18 protein-coding genes are annotated in these 16054 nt (G+C 71.5%); 9 read left to right on the forward strand and 9 right to left on the reverse strand.

The features are described 5' to 3' along the window. Positions 1-67: 67 nt before the first annotated feature. The 3 genes from FED44_RS21270 to FED44_RS21280 all read left to right on the forward strand — a co-directional run bounded on the left by FED44_RS21270 (position 68) and on the right by FED44_RS21280 (position 4024). Entirely contained in the window at positions 68-1588 is a 1521-nt protein-coding gene (locus FED44_RS21270; protein ID WP_187405972.1) for a lipopolysaccharide biosynthesis protein, read from the forward strand. Then, positions 1585-2499: a sulfotransferase gene (locus tag FED44_RS21275; RefSeq protein ID WP_138461806.1), complete on the forward strand. Its 915-nt coding sequence runs from the start codon at positions 1585-1587 to the stop codon at positions 2497-2499. Before FED44_RS21270 ends, FED44_RS21275 begins: the two co-directional genes overlap by 4 nt. Before the next feature lie 232 nt (positions 2500-2731). Beyond that, a complete protein-coding gene (locus FED44_RS21280; protein WP_138461807.1) occupies positions 2732-4024 on the forward strand; it encodes a hypothetical protein in 1293 nt (430 codons plus the stop codon). Here FED44_RS21280 and FED44_RS21285 read toward each other — a convergent pair. From FED44_RS21285 to FED44_RS21300, 4 genes are all read right to left on the reverse strand, one after another. Then, positions 4014-4379, reverse strand: a complete 366-nt coding sequence (locus FED44_RS21285; RefSeq protein WP_138461808.1) for a hypothetical protein — start codon at positions 4377-4379, stop codon at positions 4014-4016. The genes FED44_RS21280 and FED44_RS21285 overlap by 11 nt on opposite strands. Before the next feature lie 110 nt (positions 4380-4489). Beyond that, entirely contained in the window at positions 4490-5050 is a 561-nt protein-coding gene (locus FED44_RS21290) for a flavoprotein (RefSeq protein ID WP_138461809.1), read from the reverse strand. Between the two features lie 26 nt (positions 5051-5076). Further along, complete coding sequence (locus tag FED44_RS21295) at positions 5077-6375, reverse strand: Fic family protein (RefSeq protein WP_208759106.1); 1299 nt, start codon at positions 6373-6375, stop codon at positions 5077-5079. A 107-nt stretch (positions 6376-6482) separates the two neighbouring features. Continuing rightward, positions 6483-6983, reverse strand: a complete 501-nt coding sequence (locus FED44_RS21300; RefSeq protein ID WP_138461810.1) for a MarR family winged helix-turn-helix transcriptional regulator — start codon at positions 6981-6983, stop codon at positions 6483-6485. A gap of 97 nt (positions 6984-7080) precedes the next feature. Here FED44_RS21300 and FED44_RS21305 point away from each other — a divergent pair, with 97 nt between their 5' ends. The 6 genes from FED44_RS21305 to FED44_RS21330 all read left to right on the forward strand — a co-directional run bounded on the left by FED44_RS21305 (position 7081) and on the right by FED44_RS21330 (position 10926). After that, on the forward strand, positions 7081-8043 hold the full coding sequence (locus tag FED44_RS21305; RefSeq protein ID WP_138461811.1) for an EamA family transporter: 963 nt from the start codon (positions 7081-7083) through the stop codon (positions 8041-8043). 67 nt (positions 8044-8110) lie between these two features. Continuing rightward, complete coding sequence (locus FED44_RS21310; protein ID WP_244302124.1) at positions 8111-8758, forward strand: cyclodeaminase/cyclohydrolase family protein; 648 nt, start codon at positions 8111-8113, stop codon at positions 8756-8758. After that, positions 8755-9609 carry a bifunctional 5,10-methylenetetrahydrofolate dehydrogenase/5,10-methenyltetrahydrofolate cyclohydrolase gene (locus FED44_RS21315; RefSeq protein ID WP_117409252.1) on the forward strand — a complete coding sequence of 285 codons (855 nt, stop codon included), beginning with the start codon at positions 8755-8757 and terminating at the stop codon, positions 9607-9609. Before FED44_RS21310 ends, FED44_RS21315 begins: the two co-directional genes overlap by 4 nt. A 99-nt stretch (positions 9610-9708) precedes the next feature. Then, a complete protein-coding gene (locus tag FED44_RS21320; RefSeq protein WP_117409251.1) occupies positions 9709-10170 on the forward strand; it encodes a prevent-host-death family protein in 462 nt (153 codons plus the stop codon). After that, positions 10167-10523: a hypothetical protein gene (locus tag FED44_RS21325; RefSeq protein WP_117409250.1), complete on the forward strand. Its 357-nt coding sequence runs from the start codon at positions 10167-10169 to the stop codon at positions 10521-10523. Before FED44_RS21320 ends, FED44_RS21325 begins: the two co-directional genes overlap by 4 nt. 154 nt (positions 10524-10677) lie before the next feature. Further along, entirely contained in the window at positions 10678-10926 is a 249-nt protein-coding gene (locus FED44_RS21330) for a hypothetical protein (RefSeq protein WP_117409249.1), read from the forward strand. A 62-nt stretch (positions 10927-10988) separates the two neighbouring features. On the opposite strand, the gene FED44_RS21335 is transcribed toward FED44_RS21330, so the two are convergent. The 5 genes from FED44_RS21335 to cysD all read right to left on the reverse strand — a co-directional run bounded on the left by FED44_RS21335 (position 10989) and on the right by cysD (position 16045). Further along, positions 10989-11855, reverse strand: a complete 867-nt coding sequence (locus FED44_RS21335) for a WecB/TagA/CpsF family glycosyltransferase (protein ID WP_208759107.1) — start codon at positions 11853-11855, stop codon at positions 10989-10991. Then, on the reverse strand, positions 11855-12775 hold the full coding sequence (locus FED44_RS21340) for a glycosyltransferase family 2 protein (RefSeq protein ID WP_117409247.1): 921 nt from the start codon (positions 12773-12775) through the stop codon (positions 11855-11857). The genes FED44_RS21335 and FED44_RS21340 overlap by 1 nt, the downstream gene beginning before the upstream one ends. Continuing rightward, on the reverse strand, positions 12772-13695 hold the full coding sequence (locus tag FED44_RS21345; RefSeq protein ID WP_244302125.1) for a sulfotransferase: 924 nt from the start codon (positions 13693-13695) through the stop codon (positions 12772-12774). Before FED44_RS21345 ends, FED44_RS21340 begins: the two co-directional genes overlap by 4 nt. 173 nt (positions 13696-13868) lie before the next feature. Next, positions 13869-15131 (reverse strand): sulfate adenylyltransferase subunit CysN, encoded by a 1263-nt coding sequence (gene cysN / locus FED44_RS21350; protein WP_117409246.1) that lies wholly within the window; start codon positions 15129-15131, stop codon positions 13869-13871. Continuing rightward, a complete protein-coding gene (gene cysD / locus FED44_RS21355) occupies positions 15131-16045 on the reverse strand; it encodes a sulfate adenylyltransferase subunit CysD (RefSeq protein WP_117409245.1) in 915 nt (304 codons plus the stop codon). The genes cysN and cysD overlap by 1 nt, the downstream gene beginning before the upstream one ends. Positions 16046-16054 lie beyond the last annotated feature (9 nt).

Consider the following 16054-nt stretch of genomic DNA (forward strand, 5'->3'; position numbering starts at 1 on the left):
CCGTGCCGCGGCCAGGCGGAGCGGGCGGGAAGGCGACGCTCCCGACACGGCTGGTAGCGGTGCCGTTGTGGCGACGCTGACCGGGGAGCCGAACCGCTGGCTGTTCCGCCTTGGCCGGCTCCGCCGGGAGCTGTTCCGGCATGGGCTCGCGCGGCACGGCGCCGCCGGTCTGGCCGCCGCCGCAACGGCCGCGACCGGGCAGTTCGCGATCGTGCTGGTGGTGACGCGGACGCTCGAACCACGCGCCGCCGGCGCGTTCTTCACGGCCACCACGGCGTGCCTGATGCTCGCGGGCGTCGTACGCCTCGACACCGGCAACGGCCTCGTCCACGCTCTCGCCGGGAGCCGTACGCTGCCCACGCTGAACGCCGGGTCACCGGGACCGGAGCAGAGAGTCCTGGCAGGCGCACCGCGTCAACGGACACCACATCCAACAGCGTCGCCGGGATCGGCGCGGGGGGTGTCGGCAGGCGCACCGCATCGACGGATGCCTCCGGCAGCGTCGGCGGGATTGCTGCGGGGGGTCCTGGCTCCGGTGGCGGCGCTGGCATGCGTGGCCGCGGCCGGGGTCTGGCTGGCGGCCGGCCCGCTGGCCGGGCTGACCGGCGTGTCCCCCGGCGTCTGGGCGGTGCTGGCCGCCGCCCTGCCGTTCGTGGTCCTGTCCGACGTGCTGGTCTGTGCCACCCGCGGCCTCGGCACGATGCGGCCGACGCTGCTGATCTCCGGGGTCGTCCAGCCGATCGGCCAGCTCGCCCTCGTCACCGCGGCCGTCCTCGCCGGGGCTCCGCCGACTGCGCTGGCGGCGGCCTGGGCACTGCCCTCCGTGGCCTGCGCGGCGCTCGCCGCCGTACGGCTGCGCGGCCTCGGGCCGTACGACGTGGGGGACGTGCGCGCCTTCTGGCGGCATACCGCGCCCCGGTCGGCGGCGGCGGCGGTGCAGTCGGTGTTCCAGCGGCTCGACGTGGTGGTGGTCGCGCTGCTCGCCGGGCCTGCCGCCGCAGCCGTCTACACCGCCGCGACCCGCTTCAAGGTGGTGGGACAGCTCGCCGGGCAGGGGCTTGCCCAGGCCGCGCAGGCCCGCCTGGTCATGGCCCTGGCGGAGGGCGACCTCGGCACCGCCGGAAGGGTGTACCGGACCACGACAAGATGGCTGGTCGGGCTGACGTGGCCGCTCTGGCTGGGGTACGCGGCGCTCGCGCCGTGGGCGCTGTCGCTGTTCGGGCCCGCGTACGCGGGAGGTGTCGCGATCGCGCTCGTCCTGTCGGCCACGATGATGGTCGCCACGGCCTGCGGGATGGTCGACGTCGTGCTCGTCGCGGGTGGACGTACGGCCGCCAGCCTGGCCAACGTGACCACGGCCGTCGCCGTGACGATCGCCCTCGACGTGCTGCTCGTCCCCTCGCACGGCGCGCTGGGAGCCGCGCTCGGATGGTCGGGCGGCGTGCTCGTGAAGAACCTGCTGCCCGCCGTACAGGTCTCCCGCCGCTACGGCCTGCGCCCCTTCGGCGTGGGCCGCCTCACCGAGAGGCCCCTCGCGGCCGGTTGCCTGGCGGGGAACACGCGCGGCGCCGGGAGGGCGGCGTCATGACAACACCGGCCGGGCCGCCCGTGCTGGTCACCGGCTTGCCCCGCAGCGGCACGAGCTGGGTGGGCCGGATGCTCACGGCGAGCGGGCGGCTGGTCTATGTCAACGAGCCGCTGAACCCGCAGCGCCCGCCCGGCCGCTCCCCCGGCGTGCTCGACGCGTCCGTCACGCACCGGTTCCAGTACGTCTGCCCGGACGACGAGACGCCCTGGCTGACGGCGTTCTCCCGTACGGTCGCGCTGCGCTACAACTGGCGGGCCGAGATCCGCCGCAACCACCGGCCCGGCGACCTCTCCAGAATGGCCAAATACGGCACCGCCTTCACCCTCGGCCGGTTGGTCGCGCGGCGGGCGCTGCTCGACGACCCGTTCGCGCTGCTGTCCACCGAATGGTTCGCGAGCCGCCTCGGCTGCCGGGTGGTCGTCGTGGTCCGCGACCCCGTGTCGTTCGCCGGAAGCTGGCAACGGCTCGGCTGGTCGGTGGACGTCCGCGAACTGCTGAGCCAGCCGCTCCTGGTCCGCGACCATCCGTACGTCGCCGAGCTGGAGTCCGTCGTCGGCGGTCAGGACGTCATCGCGGGGACGGCCACGCTGTGGCGGGTCGCCCACCAGGTCGTCCGCACGGTGGCCGGCCGTACCGCCGGCATCAGCGTCGTGCGCTACGAGGACCTGTGCGCGGCACCGCTCGACGGCTTCCGCGACCTGTACGCATGGTGCGGCCTGCCCTGGACCGATCGCGCCGCTCGCCGCGTCGCGGCCGCCTGCACGTCCCGCCGGGCTCCGGCCCGGTCCGCGTTCACCTGGACCGGCCTGTCTCGTACGGCCTACCGCCCCATGGACTCCCGCCAGGCCCTCGCTCCGCCTTCCCTCCCCGCCGAGGACGCCGCCCGCGTACGGGCCCTGACCGACGTGTGATGCCCGGCGTGTTCCAGAAACGCGACCTCTACCGGTGTGGCCCGCGATGAGCCGATGCCACCAGTCGTCCTCCTCGGAGAGGGACGATGACCGCGCATCCGACACGATCCTGTATCCACCGCGACGTCTCCTTGCTTTGTACTGTCTGCAGACAGTCCGACCCGCGTGTGGTGGGCCGCTCCTCCCACAGGTCCCGCCACCTGCCTGATCCGCTCACCGTGAGGACCACCTCATGACCGAAGAAGCGGTACCCCCCGTTGTCGAACCCGTCGCGTCCACCACGGCGCCCGCCACTGTGGCCGGCTCTGTGGCCGACCCTGTGGAGGACGAGAGGCCCTACCTCGCGGAGGTGTTCGGCCTGGCGAAGAAGCTGGACGGCACCTGGCCACTCTTCGCCCGGAGCCTGGATCCCGCCACCGACCCCGCACGCCTGCGCGGCCGCTACCGGTCGGCGGCGGTGTCCACCGCCCGCTGGTCGATCCGACGGAGAAACGTCGATGGGTATGTGTCTCTGCTCGCCCTGCTACTGATGTTCGCCGTGGCCTGCACCGTCCTGGTTACGATCTTCTCCGTCGACTCCTGGCAGGAGCTCGGATCGGCCGTCGGCGGCCTCGTGGTCTTCTTCGGGATCGTCGCCTGGGCCGAGAACCGCCGGCATCGCCTGCTCTTCCGCTTCCTCATCAACCCGCTGGTCAACGTGGTGGGATTTGGCTGCTTTCCGGTGGCCCTGTACGGCCGCTACGCGAGCGGCCCAGCATCGGCCATCGACCTGGCGGGCCGGTGGTGGATGCCGATCGTCCAGAGCATCGGCGTCTTCTGCGTGGGACTGATCCTCGCGTGGGCTCCGGTTCAGGGGGCGATGCGGCTGTGGGACCGCGAGTCCCCCACCTTTCCCGCCGAGCCCCTCTTCGAGCACCTGACGACCATCCTCGCCCGCACCGAACCCGACCGTCGTGGTCAGCTCCCGCCCAAAGCTCGTCAGGAGATCCTCACCCTGCTGGCCAAGGTCGCCGTCCTCCTGCGGGCAGGGATCCCGGCCGCCGCCCGCGGCGGAACCTCTCTGACCAGGGCCGTCGTCCGTGCCCGTGCGATCGAGGCTTCGAAAGCGGTCGCCGACCTCCAACTCTGGATCGCGCTGCCGTCCCCGACCAGCCACGACGACTTCCGCACCCGCATCGCCGAGCTGACCCGCACCATCCTCCTAGGCGAGTACGACCGGCTCCCCATCCGCGAAACCACCCCCGAGGCCACGCGCCGCACCTGGCACGCCCGTGTCGTGGAGACCACCCGAACCCTGATAATCGCCCTGGTCCCCCTCGCCGTTCTTCTCGTCGTCCACCGGCTGGGCCTCACGCTCCCGTCTCCTTTCGACGACGGCGCCTTGATCGCCGCCCTCGCCTGGGCCGTCGTCCTCCTCCTGGGTCTCCTCGATCCGAACTTCCCCACTCATCTGGCCGCCGTCCGCGATCTGACCTCCCTCAACCCGTTCACGGAGAAGAACTCGGGCAGACGGCTCAGCCCGTGACCGGTGGTGGTGCTGGTGCCTCCTGCGAGCGGGTGCGTCTGTCGAGGTCCTGGACCCACTTGACCGCGACCGCGGCGACCTGGATCAGCTCATCGCGCAGGCGGCCGGCGTCGTCCTCGGCGAACGCTTCGAGCACCTCCTCGTGCAGGATGTGCCGCCAGGTCAGCCGGCCTTCGGCCGCGGCGTCGGTCACGGCGCGCTTGGCGAGGTCGGCCTCGGGTCCGTACCCGGGACCGGTGCCGTCGGCGTGGTCCTGTACTCCCCACATCGCATCCTGGGCGGCCCGTTCGGCTGCCACGTCGCTCAGCACTCGGTTCAGCGACCCAGGCAGGCCGTAGTCGCCGGGTTGTGTCATGGTGCCGGTGTCCTTCCTTGGACGGCGCGTTGGAAGTCGAGCCCGCCTCAGCGACTGCCCGACGGGGCACGGGGTGACGGCGTCGAGCAGCGGATCGAGGGCTGCAGGTGTCAACCGGACGAAGAGCCGAACGTGCCGCGCGTGGCGTGCAAAGCGTCGTGCAGATCGTCCCAGGGGAAGGAACCCACTCCGGGTACGCCTGAATCGGGCGCGGGGAGCCGGTCCCAGTCGAGAACCATTCGCACGCCCCATTCCTTGAGCCGGGCCACGCTGACGGGGAAGGCGGGGTGCCTCGCGAGCGCGTGGTTGGGCCACGGCACAGCGACGATCGGCAGGCCGAGGCCGATGGCCTCGTTCAGCAAGCCCAGTGCCAGGGTGTCGCTGATGCCCTGGGCCCACTTGTTGGTCGTGTTGAAGGTCGCCGGGACGACCGCCATGGCGTCGGCCGGAGGCAGCACGTCCGGTTCCTCGGGCCGCTTGTAGTCGTACCGGACGGGATAACCCGTGAGCGCGCTGAGCCGCTCGGCGTCGACGAACTTCATGCCTGACGGCGTCGCGATCACACAGACCGTCCAGCCGTCCGCCTGAAGGCGCTCGACGAAGGCGGGGAGGTCACCCGCCGGCCGGCCCCCGCACGCGATCACATACAGAACCGGCTTGCCTTCTGCCATATCCCGCCGTTCTCCGTCTCGTTTCGTCAGTCTCGTTGCGGCCGGGCGGGCACGACGCGCCGGGGGGCTGAATCGCGCGTGTCCCACCGCGTACTGGCCAGGCGGCGTTCGGTGAGGGTGAGCAGGTCGAACACCTCCCGCGCCAGGTATCCACGCGCATTCCTCTCAACCTGCTTGGGATGAAGGATTCCGGCTCCCGCGAGTTCCTCCAGAGCCTGGCGTGCGGCGGGGTGCGTGACCGCGAGCAGGCGTTCGACCGTCCGCGCCGTGACGACCGGCACTGCTGGCAACAGGTCCAGAAGACGTGCGACCGCCGAGTCCGAACGAGGAGCGGCGCGCAGACCTTGGGACTCGCGGAAACGGTGATGACGCTCCACCCACTCCTCGTGTAGTCGGCTCAGTTCGTCGGCGAACTTCTCGGCCTGTTCGGCCGCCGTGCGCGTGGCCGCCAGGAAGGTACGCAACCAGGCGCCGACGGCGGCCTGCGCCTCGGCGGACGTGCTGTCCCCCGCATAGCGGTAGGCCATGAGGCCCGAGACGTACTCGTCAGATCGCGTGAGCAGGACGAGGCTGATCGGCAGGATCGCGCTGGGCGTCAGGCCTCGCCGGGTGAGGACCGTGTGGATGAGCGCTCGGCCCACCCGGCCGTTGCCATCCGTGAAGGGGTGAATGGTCTCGAACTGGGCGTGAACCAGAGCGGCCTGGACGATGGCCGCGTGCTCAGCCCCGTTCATGTAGGACGACAGATCCTCCAGGAGCGAAGGGACGTCCTCGGGCGGAGGCGGGACGAATTCGGCGTCCAGCGGATGCCACTCGCTCCCGCCGACCCAGTTCTGCACTTCCCGGAGCCCGTGGTGCCGTTCCTCGGGCAGCAGCGCCTGGTGAAGAGCGATGATGCGGGCGACGGAGACCGCGTCGACCGTCACCAGATCGGTGACCGCATGCCGCAACGCGGTCACGTTGTTGGCGACCAGTCTTGCCGTCGCGGTGAAGCCCTTCGACACGCCGGTGTCCTGGTCTGCCAGCTCGGCGAGGGCGACCTGCTGCGGGGACGCCTGGAGCCCTTCGATCCGGGAGGACGCGATGGCCTCGGACCTCAGCAGGAACCGAGCCAGGCCATCGATGCCGTGACCTGCGGGATGGGCGATGAGCCGCCGTACGAATCGTTCCACCGCGGCGGCTTCCTCGGCGATGCCGGCCGGCATGAGAAGCGGGCGACCGACGAGCGGGTCCGGCCGGTAGGGGCGGTAAAGGCCGCCCCGCTTCTCCCGCTTGCTCGGGGCGGCCCAGGCCATTGGCCACGACGCCTCCACGTATCCCGCCACGAGCGTTATCCTTTCACGCGGGGCATGATCGTGAAAGGATAACGCGTATCCTTTCACGGTAGGGATCGGCATGAAAGGATACGGCTGCCAGGTGGGATCTCGGCTCGCTAGCCGAGTGTCGTGTCGCCGAGGGATGCGAGGAGGGTGCGCAGGGCGTCGGCCAGGTGGTCGCGGTCGCGGGGGTCGAGGGCCGCGAGCAGACGCTCCTCGTTCGCGACGTGCGGTGCCAGCATCTCGTCCACGAGCGCGACCCCGCGGTCGGTGAGCCGCACCCGGACCGACCTGCGGTCCTCCTTGTCCGGCAGACGGTCGACCAGCCCTTTGGCCACCATCCGGTCGATCCGGTTGGTGATCGCGCCAGAGGTCACCATCGCCGCCTTGACCAGGGCGCCGGCCGCGAGTTCGTACGGCGGGCCCGAGCGGCGCAGCGTCGCGAGCACGTCGAACTCCCAGTGCTCCAGCCCGTACGAGGCGAAGAACTCCTTGAGTTCCCGGTCCAGCAGCTTGGCCAGCCGCGAGACCCGGCCGACGACGCCCATCGGCCAGGGGTCCACGTCCGGCCGCTCCCGCCGCCACTGATCCAGCAACAGGTCCACCGCATCGCCCACCGACACCCCTCCAGATATCTCAACGTTCGTTTACTTGACGCTGAAGCTTCGTCGATGTTTTTATCTCAACGTTGAGATTATCAACGGAGGAGTAACCATGGGAGCCTCGAACCGCACATCCCTGTCGATCGCGGGAACGCTCGCCATCACCGGGCTCACCCCATTGGTCTGGGGCTCGACCTACGCCGTGACGACCGAGTTCCTGCCGCAGGACCGGCCGCTGTTCACCGCGCTGACCAGGGCGTTACCGGCCGGGCTCGGGCTGCTCGCCGTCACCCGCGTGCTGCCGCGCGGTATGTGGGTCTGGCGGGCCGCGCTGCTCGGCGTGCTGAACATCGGGGCGTTCTTCCCGTTCCTGTTCCTTGCGGCGTACCGGCTGCCCGGCGGTGTCGCCGCCGTACTGGGCGCGGCGGGCCCGCTGTTCGCGCTCGCCTTCGCCCGAGCCCTGCTCGCCGAACGGCCGACCGGCCGGAAACTGCTCGCCGGTCTCGTGGGGCTGGCCGGTGTCGGCCTGGTCGTCCTGCGCGCCGACGCGGCGCTCGACACGGTCGGAGTGCTGGCCGGGCTCGCCGGGGCCGCCTCCATGTCCGCCGGAACCGTGCTGACCAAGCGCTGGGGCCGTCCCGAGGGCGTCGGCGCCCTCGCGCTCACGGGATGGCAACTGACCGCGGGCGGGCTGCTGCTCCTCCCGGTCGCCCTGCTCATCGAGGGGGCGCCGCCCGCGCTGACCACCGAGAACATCCTCGGCTACGCCTATCTCGGGATCGTCGGCACCGCCTGCGCGTACTGGATCTGGTTCCGCGGCATCTCCCGGCTCCCCGCGACCTCGGTCGCCTTCCTGGCCCTGCTCAGCCCGGTGTCGGCCACCGTGATCGGCTGGGCGGCGCTCGGCCAGGCCCTCACCCCGATCCAACTGGTCGGCATGGCCCTCGCCCTCGCCGGCACGCTGCTCGGCCAGGCCTCCGCGTCCTCTCCCCACCGGCCTCCCGTACGGCCCGCCGCTCCGAGCGGTGGTTCCGTCCCGTTGAACGATCTCCCGTGCAAGGCCGTCGCCTCCTGACTCTCCGCAGGCGACACGCGTGCACGGTGGCCGGGCGTTCGGACTGGCGTGGGAGGATTTCCACGTTGTGTTGCGACGAGCGGAGGGCGGCGCGATGCGCGAGGAGACGATCGGCGACTTCCTGTTCCACCTCGCCGACCGGGTGCCGGCGCCCGGCGGAGGCGCCGCCGCGGCCCTGCAGGCCGCCCAGGCCGTGGCGCTGCTGGGGATGGTCGCGCGCTACAGCACCGGCGAGAAGTACGCCGAGCACACCTCCCTGGTCGAACGGATCATCGGCGAGACCGACGTGCTCCGGTCGGAGGCGCTGCGCCTGGCCGAGGACGACGCGGCGGCCTTCGGGGCGGTCGCCGAGGCCTACAAGCTGCCCAAGGACACCGACGAGGCGAAGGACGTCCGGTCCGCCGCCATCGCGCGGGCGCTGGTGGGGGCGGGCACCGTGCCGGCGAAGGTGGTGGCCGTCGCCCGGCGGGCCGTCGAGATCGCCGAGGAACTGCTGCCCGTCGCCAACCGCAACGTCGTCTCCGACGTCGCCGCCGCCACCGAGGCCGCGCGGGCCGCAGCGGCCACCGCCCGGGTGAACATCGAGATCAACCTGGGCGGGATCAAGGACGAGAAGGTCCGCGCCGGACTGGCCGCCGAGGCCGCGGAGGTGGACGACGTCGCCGCGCGTGCCGAGCAGGTCACCGCCGCCGTACGCGAGGAGATCGCGAAGTGAGCGCCCGCGTGCTCTCCGGCAAGGAACTCGCCGCGTCCATCCGGTCCGAGGCCACCGGGCAGGCCGCCGGACTCGCGGCGGCCGGGACCCCGGCGAAGCTCGCGGTCGTCGTCGCCACGGCGGACGAGTCCAGCGCCTGGTACGTCCGCTCGATCGCCCGGGCCGCCGAGAAGTCCGGGATCGTCTGCGAGATCGTCGACCTCGGGGCGGAGGCCGACCCCGCCCTGATCCGCGACAGGCTGGCGTCGCTGAGCGCCGACGACACCGTCCACGGGATCATCCTCCAGACCCCGCTGCCGCAGGGGGCCAGGCTTGAGGATCTGGCCGGTGCGATCGCGTTCGAGAAGGACGTCGACGGCGCGAACCCGCTGTCGCTCGGCCGTCTGGCCGCGGGGCTGCCCGCGTTCGCCCCGGCGACCGCCGAGGCGGTCGTGGCGATCCTCGACCACCACGGGATCGACCTGGCCGGTCGGCACGTCGCCGTGGTGGGCCGCTCAACCGTCGTCGGCAAGCCCGCCGCCCATCTCCTGCTGGACCGGAACGCCACCGTGACGGTCTGCCACTCCCGTACGAGGGACCTGGCCGCCGTCACCTCCGCGGCCGACGTGGTCGTCGCCGCGGTCGGCCGCGCCGGTCTAATCACGGCCGAGCACGTACGCCCGGGAGCGGTCGTGGTGGACGTCGGCACCAATCCCACCGAGGACGGCGGCCTGGTCGGCGACGTGGACGCGGTCGCGGTCGCCGACAGCGCCGGGGCGCTCACGCCCGTGCCCGGCGGCGTCGGCCCGGTGACCACCGCCCTCCTGCTGCGCCACACCGTCCACGCCGCCGACCGTGCCCGTACCCGCTGATCAGGCCGTCGTCGCGCAGGATCCACACGACCGTCCGGGAGGTAAGGCGCCACGCCGGCAACTCTTCACTTCGGAATGTGTTCCGAAGTAGCATTAGGCATGACCATGCCGACTGTCCCGTTCTCCGACTTGTCGAAGCACTCCAAGCGCGTCGCCGAGACAGTGGAGCGGGTTCACCGCGTGCACATCAAGAGGCGTGACGGGGAGGACCTGTTCATCTCCACCGCTCGCCACGACCGCGAACGTGAGGAGACCGCCGAGGTCGCGGCCCGCATGGTCTCTGCGCTCCTGTCCAGCGAAGAGGGCACGGAGGTCGTTCTGCACGCCTTGCCCCGCGTCTTCCCCTGGGTCAGGCACCTGTCCGGCGACGAGAGGCAGCAGTTCATTCAGGACCTTCTCGACGCCACTCATGACGCGATAGATCTGGACGTACACGCGACACTGCACCGGGTCATCGTGGAGTGGCGGGCCACAGCCCGGATACTGGCGAACCCAGCGCTTACCGCACAGCTCACTCAGCAGCTTCCCGACGAGGACCACGGCGAGGTGCTCGCGCCGTGAGCCCCAAGCGCGGAGACGCGGTGGCCCCACCACCGGTGGGCGACGAATGGCATCTTCGCTTCGCAACCAGCGAGGCCGCCAAAGGCTGGAGCGACCTGTGTACGGACGCGGCCGGGAACACCCGGCGCTGTTTCGAGGCGTTACGCGCCGACCCGCTGTCACAGAACGACCCCGACCGGCAGCATCGCCTGCGTGGCCGCCTCGCGACGGGGTCGCTCGGCGGCCGCGACTATCCCCAATGGGAGTACGAGGTCACCGCGGGCGGTCGCGTCCGCTACCTGGTCGACGAGTCCCGGCGCACCGTCTACCTCGTCTACGCCTCGACTCGCCATCCCAAGGACACCGACGCCTGACCGCGACATTCCCGGCCCGCAGGGCCACCACAAGCGCCACTCCAACACGAAACGTGTTCAGTGTGTTCAGTGGCGTCCCCCAAGGGAGGCGGGACCAAGTCACCTCCTCTTCTCTGCGGCGGGGGCGCGGCGCCGCCGGGAAGGACATGTGCCGATGTCTGAGGAACCGACCATCTGGGAGATCCGGCTTGGCGTTTATGCGACTGCCCAGCAGGCCGAAGAAATCAAGGAACACGTCACGAAACTGCTGTGCCCGGATCCGGACCATGCTCCATTGCGGGGTGGTTCGGGGCACGGCTGGTTGCCAGGCGTGTGCCAGGTGCAGCGGCGGGCGGACACGCTGCCAGGATCAAGTGAGCCGGGGAAGGGCTCGAAGCGCTCGATGGACATGACCGCAGCGTAGAACCGAGCAGAACGACGAACCAGAGGTCTCCGCCTGCGGAACGATCATGCTCCTCGGCGCCGTCAGGGTGAGCGCCGGCCTCCTGGTGGGCGACCGGTGAGTGCGCGGTGGAGGAGGGCGCGGGTGAGGAGTTGGAGGGCGAAGGGGAGGTCGTCGACGAGGTAGCGGCGGGCGAGGCGGTGGGGTTCGCTGATCAGGCGGAACAGCCATTCCAGCCCGTGGTCGCCCATCCAGCCGGGGGCGCGGCGCACCGAACCGGCGGCGAAGGCGATGGCCGCGCCGCAGCCGACGAACCACGTGCCCGGCAGGTCGGGCCGAAGCCGCGTGATGAGCCGGTCCTGCCGGGGGAACCCGAGACCCACGAAGACCAGGGACGGCCGCGTGGCGACGAGTTGCCCCCGCATCTCCGCCAGCGCCGCCGGGCTGGTCTCGAATCCGTACGGCGGAGCGTGGACGCCCGCCACCACCAGGCCCGGATGCCGCCCGCACAGCGCGTCGCGCGCCGCCTCGGCGACGCCCGGCGGTCCCCCGATCAGATAGACGGGCAGGCCGCGCGCCGCGGCGGCTCCGGTCAGCGACCAGATCAGGTCGGCTCCCGTCACCCGCTCCGGCAGCGGACGCCCGAGCAGCCGCGACGCCCAGACCAGGGGCATGCCGTCGGCCACCGCGAGCTCGGCCGCGTCGATCAGCTCACGCAGCGACGGATCGCGGGCGGCGGCCCGGCAGATGTCGACGTTCGGCGTGACCAGGTGACCGCCCTCGCCGCGCTCCAGCGCGGCCATGATGTGCGCCACCACCCGCGCCTCGGTGAACGGGTCGAGCAGCACCCCGGCCACCGGAACTCTGTCCATCCCAGGCCCGGCCGCCCCGATCCCGGCCGCGAACGCCGGGTCCAGAGCGGCCGTGGGGATCGATGTGGGGTCGGCCATCAGATGCCGTGGCCGCGCAGGTGGAGGGCGTGCAGTACGGCGCGCGGGGTGAGGAGGCCTCCGGCGATCGCCAGCGCCACCGCCGCGCGCGGCTCGCCCGGCCGGGCGGAGAAGGCCCGCAACGACCACCGGGCGGCCTCGCGGCGCCGCCCGAGGGCGGCGTGGCAGAAGGCGAGCTGCCCGTAGACGCGGGCCGCGCCGCGTGGCTCGCAGGTCAGGCCCGGATGCCGGGCGAGCATCCACTCCAGCCCCGCGATCCGGTCCGCCCACCGTGCCGCGTAGTGCGACGATCCCCAGCGCACCCGTACGAGCGGGTGGTCGACGTGGACGATCGGGTGCCGCCGGGCGGCCCGCAGCGCGAGGTCCCAGTCCTCGTTCTGGCCGCCGGGGGCGCTCTCGTCCACCCACACCGAGCCGCGCCGGAACAGGAACGTCGAGGAGTGGACCATCATCATCCGCGAGCGGGTGAGGTGGTGGTGGGCGACCCGGTCGGTGCCGGCCAGCCGCGGCACACGCCGCGTCCCGTACTCGACCTCGACAGCGCAGCTCGCGAAGGCCGCCGCGGGCTCCTCCGCGAGCGCGGCCACCTGGGCGGCCAGCTTGCCCGGCAGCCAGAGGTCGTCGTCGTCGCAGAAGGCGACGAGATCGGTGTCAAGCACGCCGATCCCGGTGTTCCTGGCGCCGGGCAGCCCAGGGGTGCGCCGGTTGCCCAGCACCCGGACGCCGCGCGGGCCTCCGCTCCCGGGCCCGGCCACGCCGGGCATCTGCCTGGCCACCAGCGGCGCAGGGATGCCGTCGGCCACGACCACCACGCGCACCTCGCCGCCGTACTCCTGGCCGAGCACCCCGGTCAGCGCGGCGCGGAGCGGGCCGGGCCGGTCGCCCCTGGTGGGGATGACGACCCCGACCGACGGCGTCATCGCCGGGCTCCCGAGGTCTGGGCGAGGCGGTAGCCGTACCAGAGGAGCAGCGGAAGGGTGAGCGCGGTGACCAGCCACCGCTGCGCACGCGGCAGCGGCGCGGGACGGTCGCGCAGCTCGACCGGGCCGACGGAGAAACGCATCGGGTTGCCGGAGACGGTGTGGGCGACGCCCAGGCGCGCGTGGCGGCCGTCGAGGAAGTCGAGCCCGCCGGCGGACAGCCCGAGCCGTGCGGCCAGGCGGACGACGGTGGTGCGCGGGTCGCGCAGCAGGTCCTCGTGCCGCACCCGGACGACCCGCACGCCCCTGCGGCGCAGGATCTCGAAGGCGAGGTTCTGGGCCAGCCAGTGGACGGCGGTCCTGGCGGGCGTCCAGCGGGTCATCGGCCGCCCGTTCTCGGGTCTGCGCACCCTGCGGCGCCAGGACGCGGCCACCGCCCGCGGGTCGCGCACCACGTGCACGACCCGGAGTTTCATGATCGAGGCCAAGCAGTACGCCAGCGAGGCGTGCTTGCTGGAGTCGACGACGACCCGGGCGTCGGCCACCTCGGCCGCCGCCGCGTAGATGCGGGAGTACGACCGCACGTACTCGGCCAGTTCGGCCTCACGGCTCGGGAGCCCGAGGGCGAGGACGGGCAGCCGCCGGGTCCGGTCGACCCGCATGCGCAGGCTCGGGAGCCATCCCGCCTGGCTCTGCCGCCACTGCCCGAACGCGTGCTCGCCCACCTTCGTCCAGAACGGGCACCGGGAGAACGGCTGCCCGCAGCCGCAGGGCTCGTCGGCCCGCACCCCGCGGTCCCACAGATGGACCACCTCGCCGAGCGGCGCCACCCCCGGCAGCTCGCCGAGCAGGCGCTCGATCAGGGTGCTTCCGCTGCGTCCCAGGCCGCCCACGAAGATCACCGGCTGAGCGTCGGCCACGTGTCCTCCACGAAACGGATGCGAAACGTGACGACCCTAGCGCGTAGAGTAATCCCCCGACCGGCGATCCCCAAAGGATCTACCGGCGGGCGGGGTGGCGCCTTCCGTACGCGAACGGCCCCCGGCGCAATCGCGCTCGGGGGCCGTTCAGGATGGAACTCGGACGTACCGGATCAGTGCGCGTCGACGATCATGCCGGCGCCGACGGTGCCGTTGGTGGCCTCGTCGATCAGGATGAAGCCGCCGGTGAGGCGGTTGCGGGCGTAGTCGTCCACGAACAGCGGCTGGGTGGTCCGCAGCGACACCCGGCCGATCTCGTTCAGGCCGAGGGAGGTGGCCGACTCGTCGCGGTGCAGGGTGTTGACGTCGAGCCGGTAGTGCAGGTCGCGCACCAGTGCCCGGGCCGTACGGGTGGTGTGCTTGATGATCAGCTTCGACCTGGGCTGGAGCTTCACGCCGTCGGCCATCCAGCTGATCATCGCGTCGATCTCCTGGGCGGCCTGCGGCTGGTTGTTCGGCCGGCAGATCATGTCGCCACGGGAGATGTCGATGTCGTCGGACAGGCGCAGCGTGACCGACATGGGCGGGAACGCCTCCTCCACCGGCCCGTCGAAGGTGTCGATCGCGGCGATCGTGGTGGTCAGGCCCGAGGGCAGGTGCAGCACCTCGTCCCCCGGCTTGAGCACGCCGCCCGCGACCTGCCCGGCGTACCCCCGGTAGTCGTGCAGTTCCTGGCTGGTCGCGCTGTGCGGGCGGATGACGTACTGCACCGGGAAGCGCACGTCGACCAGGTTGCGGTCGGAGGCGATGTGCACGTGCTCCAGGTGGTGCAGCAGCGAGGAGCCCTCATACCACGGCATGTTCTCGGAGCGGGAGACGACGTTGTCGCCGTGCAGCGCCGAGATCGGGATGAAGGTGAGGTCGCTCGCGTTCAGCTTGCTGGCGAACGCGGTGAACTCCTCGCGGATCTCGTCGAAGCGGGCCTCGGAGTAGTCGACGAGGTCCATCTTGTTGACCGCCAGGACCAGGTGCGGCACACGCAGCAGCGTCGTCAGGAAGGCGTGCCGCCGCGACTGCTCCAGCACGCCCTTGCGTGCGTCGATGAGGATGATCGCCAGGTCGGCGGTGGAGGCGCCGGTGACCATGTTCCGGGTGTACTGGATGTGCCCCGGGGTGTCGGCGATGATGAACTTCCGCTTGGGCGTGGCGAAGTAGCGGTACGCGACGTCGATCGTGATGCCCTGCTCGCGCTCGGCCCGCAGGCCGTCGGTCAGCAGCGACAGATCGGTGTACTCCGTGCCCCGGTCGCGGGAGGTCCGCTCGACCGCCTCGAGCTGGTCCTCGAAGATCGCCTTGGAGTCGAACAGCAGCCGCCCGATCAACGTGGACTTGCCGTCGTCGACGCTGCCCGCCGTCGCGAAACGAAGGATGTCCATCAGAAGTAGCCTTCCTTCTTGCGATCTTCCATGGCGGCCTCGGACGCCCGGTCGTCGGCGCGGGTCGCACCGCGCTCGGTGATCCGGGTGGCGGCGATCTCGTCGATGATCTGCTCGACGGTCGTGGCGGTGGAGGCGACCGCCCCGGTGCAGGTCATGTCGCCGACCGTGCGGTAGCGGACGACCGCGTCGAACACCGGCTCGTCCTCGCCCCGCTGGACGACCTCGGAGTCGGCCAGCAGCATGCCGTCGCGCTCGAAGACCGTGCGGGAGTGGGCGAAGTAGATCGACGGGATCTCGATGCCCTCCCGCCGGATGTAGTGCCACACGTCCAGCTCGGTCCAGTTCGACAACGGGAACACGCGGATGTGCTCACCGCGGCGGATCTTGGTGTTGTAGAGGTTCCACAGCTCGGGCCGCTGGTTCTTGGGGTCCCACTGGCCGAAGTCGTCGCGGAAGGAGAACACCCGCTCCTTGGCTCGGGCCTTCTCCTCGTCGCGCCGGGCGCCGCCGAACACCGCGTCGAACTCGTGCTCCTCGATGGCGTCCAGCAGGGTCGTGGTCTGCAGCCGGTTGCGGGAGGCCCGCCGACCGGTCTCCTCGACCACCCGCCCGGCGTCGATCGACGCCTGGACCGAGGCGACGACCAGCCGTGCGCCGAGTTCGCCGACCCGGCGGTCGCGGTAGTCGATCACTTCGGAGAAGTTGTGCCCGGTGTCGACGTGCATGAGGGGGAAGGGGATCGGCGCCGGCCAGAACGCCTTCTCCGCGACCCGCAGCATGACGATGGAGTCCTTGCCGCCGGAGAAGAGCAGACAGGGGCGCTCGAACTCGGCCGCGACCTCACGCATGATGTGGATCGCCTCGGCCTCGAGCACGTCGAGCTGCGACGTGGTGTAGTCACGCTGAAGCATTCGGCTTCC

The sequence above is a fragment of the Microbispora triticiradicis genome (assembly GCF_005864065.1).
In the GTDB taxonomy this organism is placed as follows: domain Bacteria; phylum Actinomycetota; class Actinomycetes; order Streptosporangiales; family Streptosporangiaceae; genus Microbispora; species Microbispora triticiradicis.

Excerpts from the sequence above, each read along its gene's own strand:
- FED44_RS21275 (WP_138461806.1), top strand. The coding sequence starts at position 1,585 with ATGACAACACCGGCCGGGCCGCCCGTGCTGGTCACCGGCTTGCCCCGC.
- FED44_RS21280 (WP_138461807.1), top strand. The coding sequence starts at position 2,732 with ATGACCGAAGAAGCGGTACCCCCCGTTGTCGAACCCGTCGCGTCCACC.
- FED44_RS21285 (WP_138461808.1), bottom strand. The coding sequence starts at position 4,379 with ATGACACAACCCGGCGACTACGGCCTGCCTGGGTCGCTGAACCGAGTG.
- FED44_RS21290 (WP_138461809.1), bottom strand. The coding sequence starts at position 5,050 with ATGGCAGAAGGCAAGCCGGTTCTGTATGTGATCGCGTGCGGGGGCCGG.
- FED44_RS21305 (WP_138461811.1), top strand. The coding sequence starts at position 7,081 with ATGGGAGCCTCGAACCGCACATCCCTGTCGATCGCGGGAACGCTCGCC.
- FED44_RS21320 (WP_117409251.1), top strand. The coding sequence starts at position 9,709 with ATGACCATGCCGACTGTCCCGTTCTCCGACTTGTCGAAGCACTCCAAG.
- FED44_RS21330 (WP_117409249.1), top strand. The coding sequence starts at position 10,678 with ATGTCTGAGGAACCGACCATCTGGGAGATCCGGCTTGGCGTTTATGCG.
- FED44_RS21335 (WP_208759107.1), bottom strand. The coding sequence starts at position 11,855 with ATGGCCGACCCCACATCGATCCCCACGGCCGCTCTGGACCCGGCGTTC.
- FED44_RS21340 (WP_117409247.1), bottom strand. The coding sequence starts at position 12,775 with ATGACGCCGTCGGTCGGGGTCGTCATCCCCACCAGGGGCGACCGGCCC.
- cysN (WP_117409246.1), bottom strand. The coding sequence starts at position 15,131 with ATGGACATCCTTCGTTTCGCGACGGCGGGCAGCGTCGACGACGGCAAG.
- cysD (WP_117409245.1), bottom strand. The coding sequence starts at position 16,045 with ATGCTTCAGCGTGACTACACCACGTCGCAGCTCGACGTGCTCGAGGCC.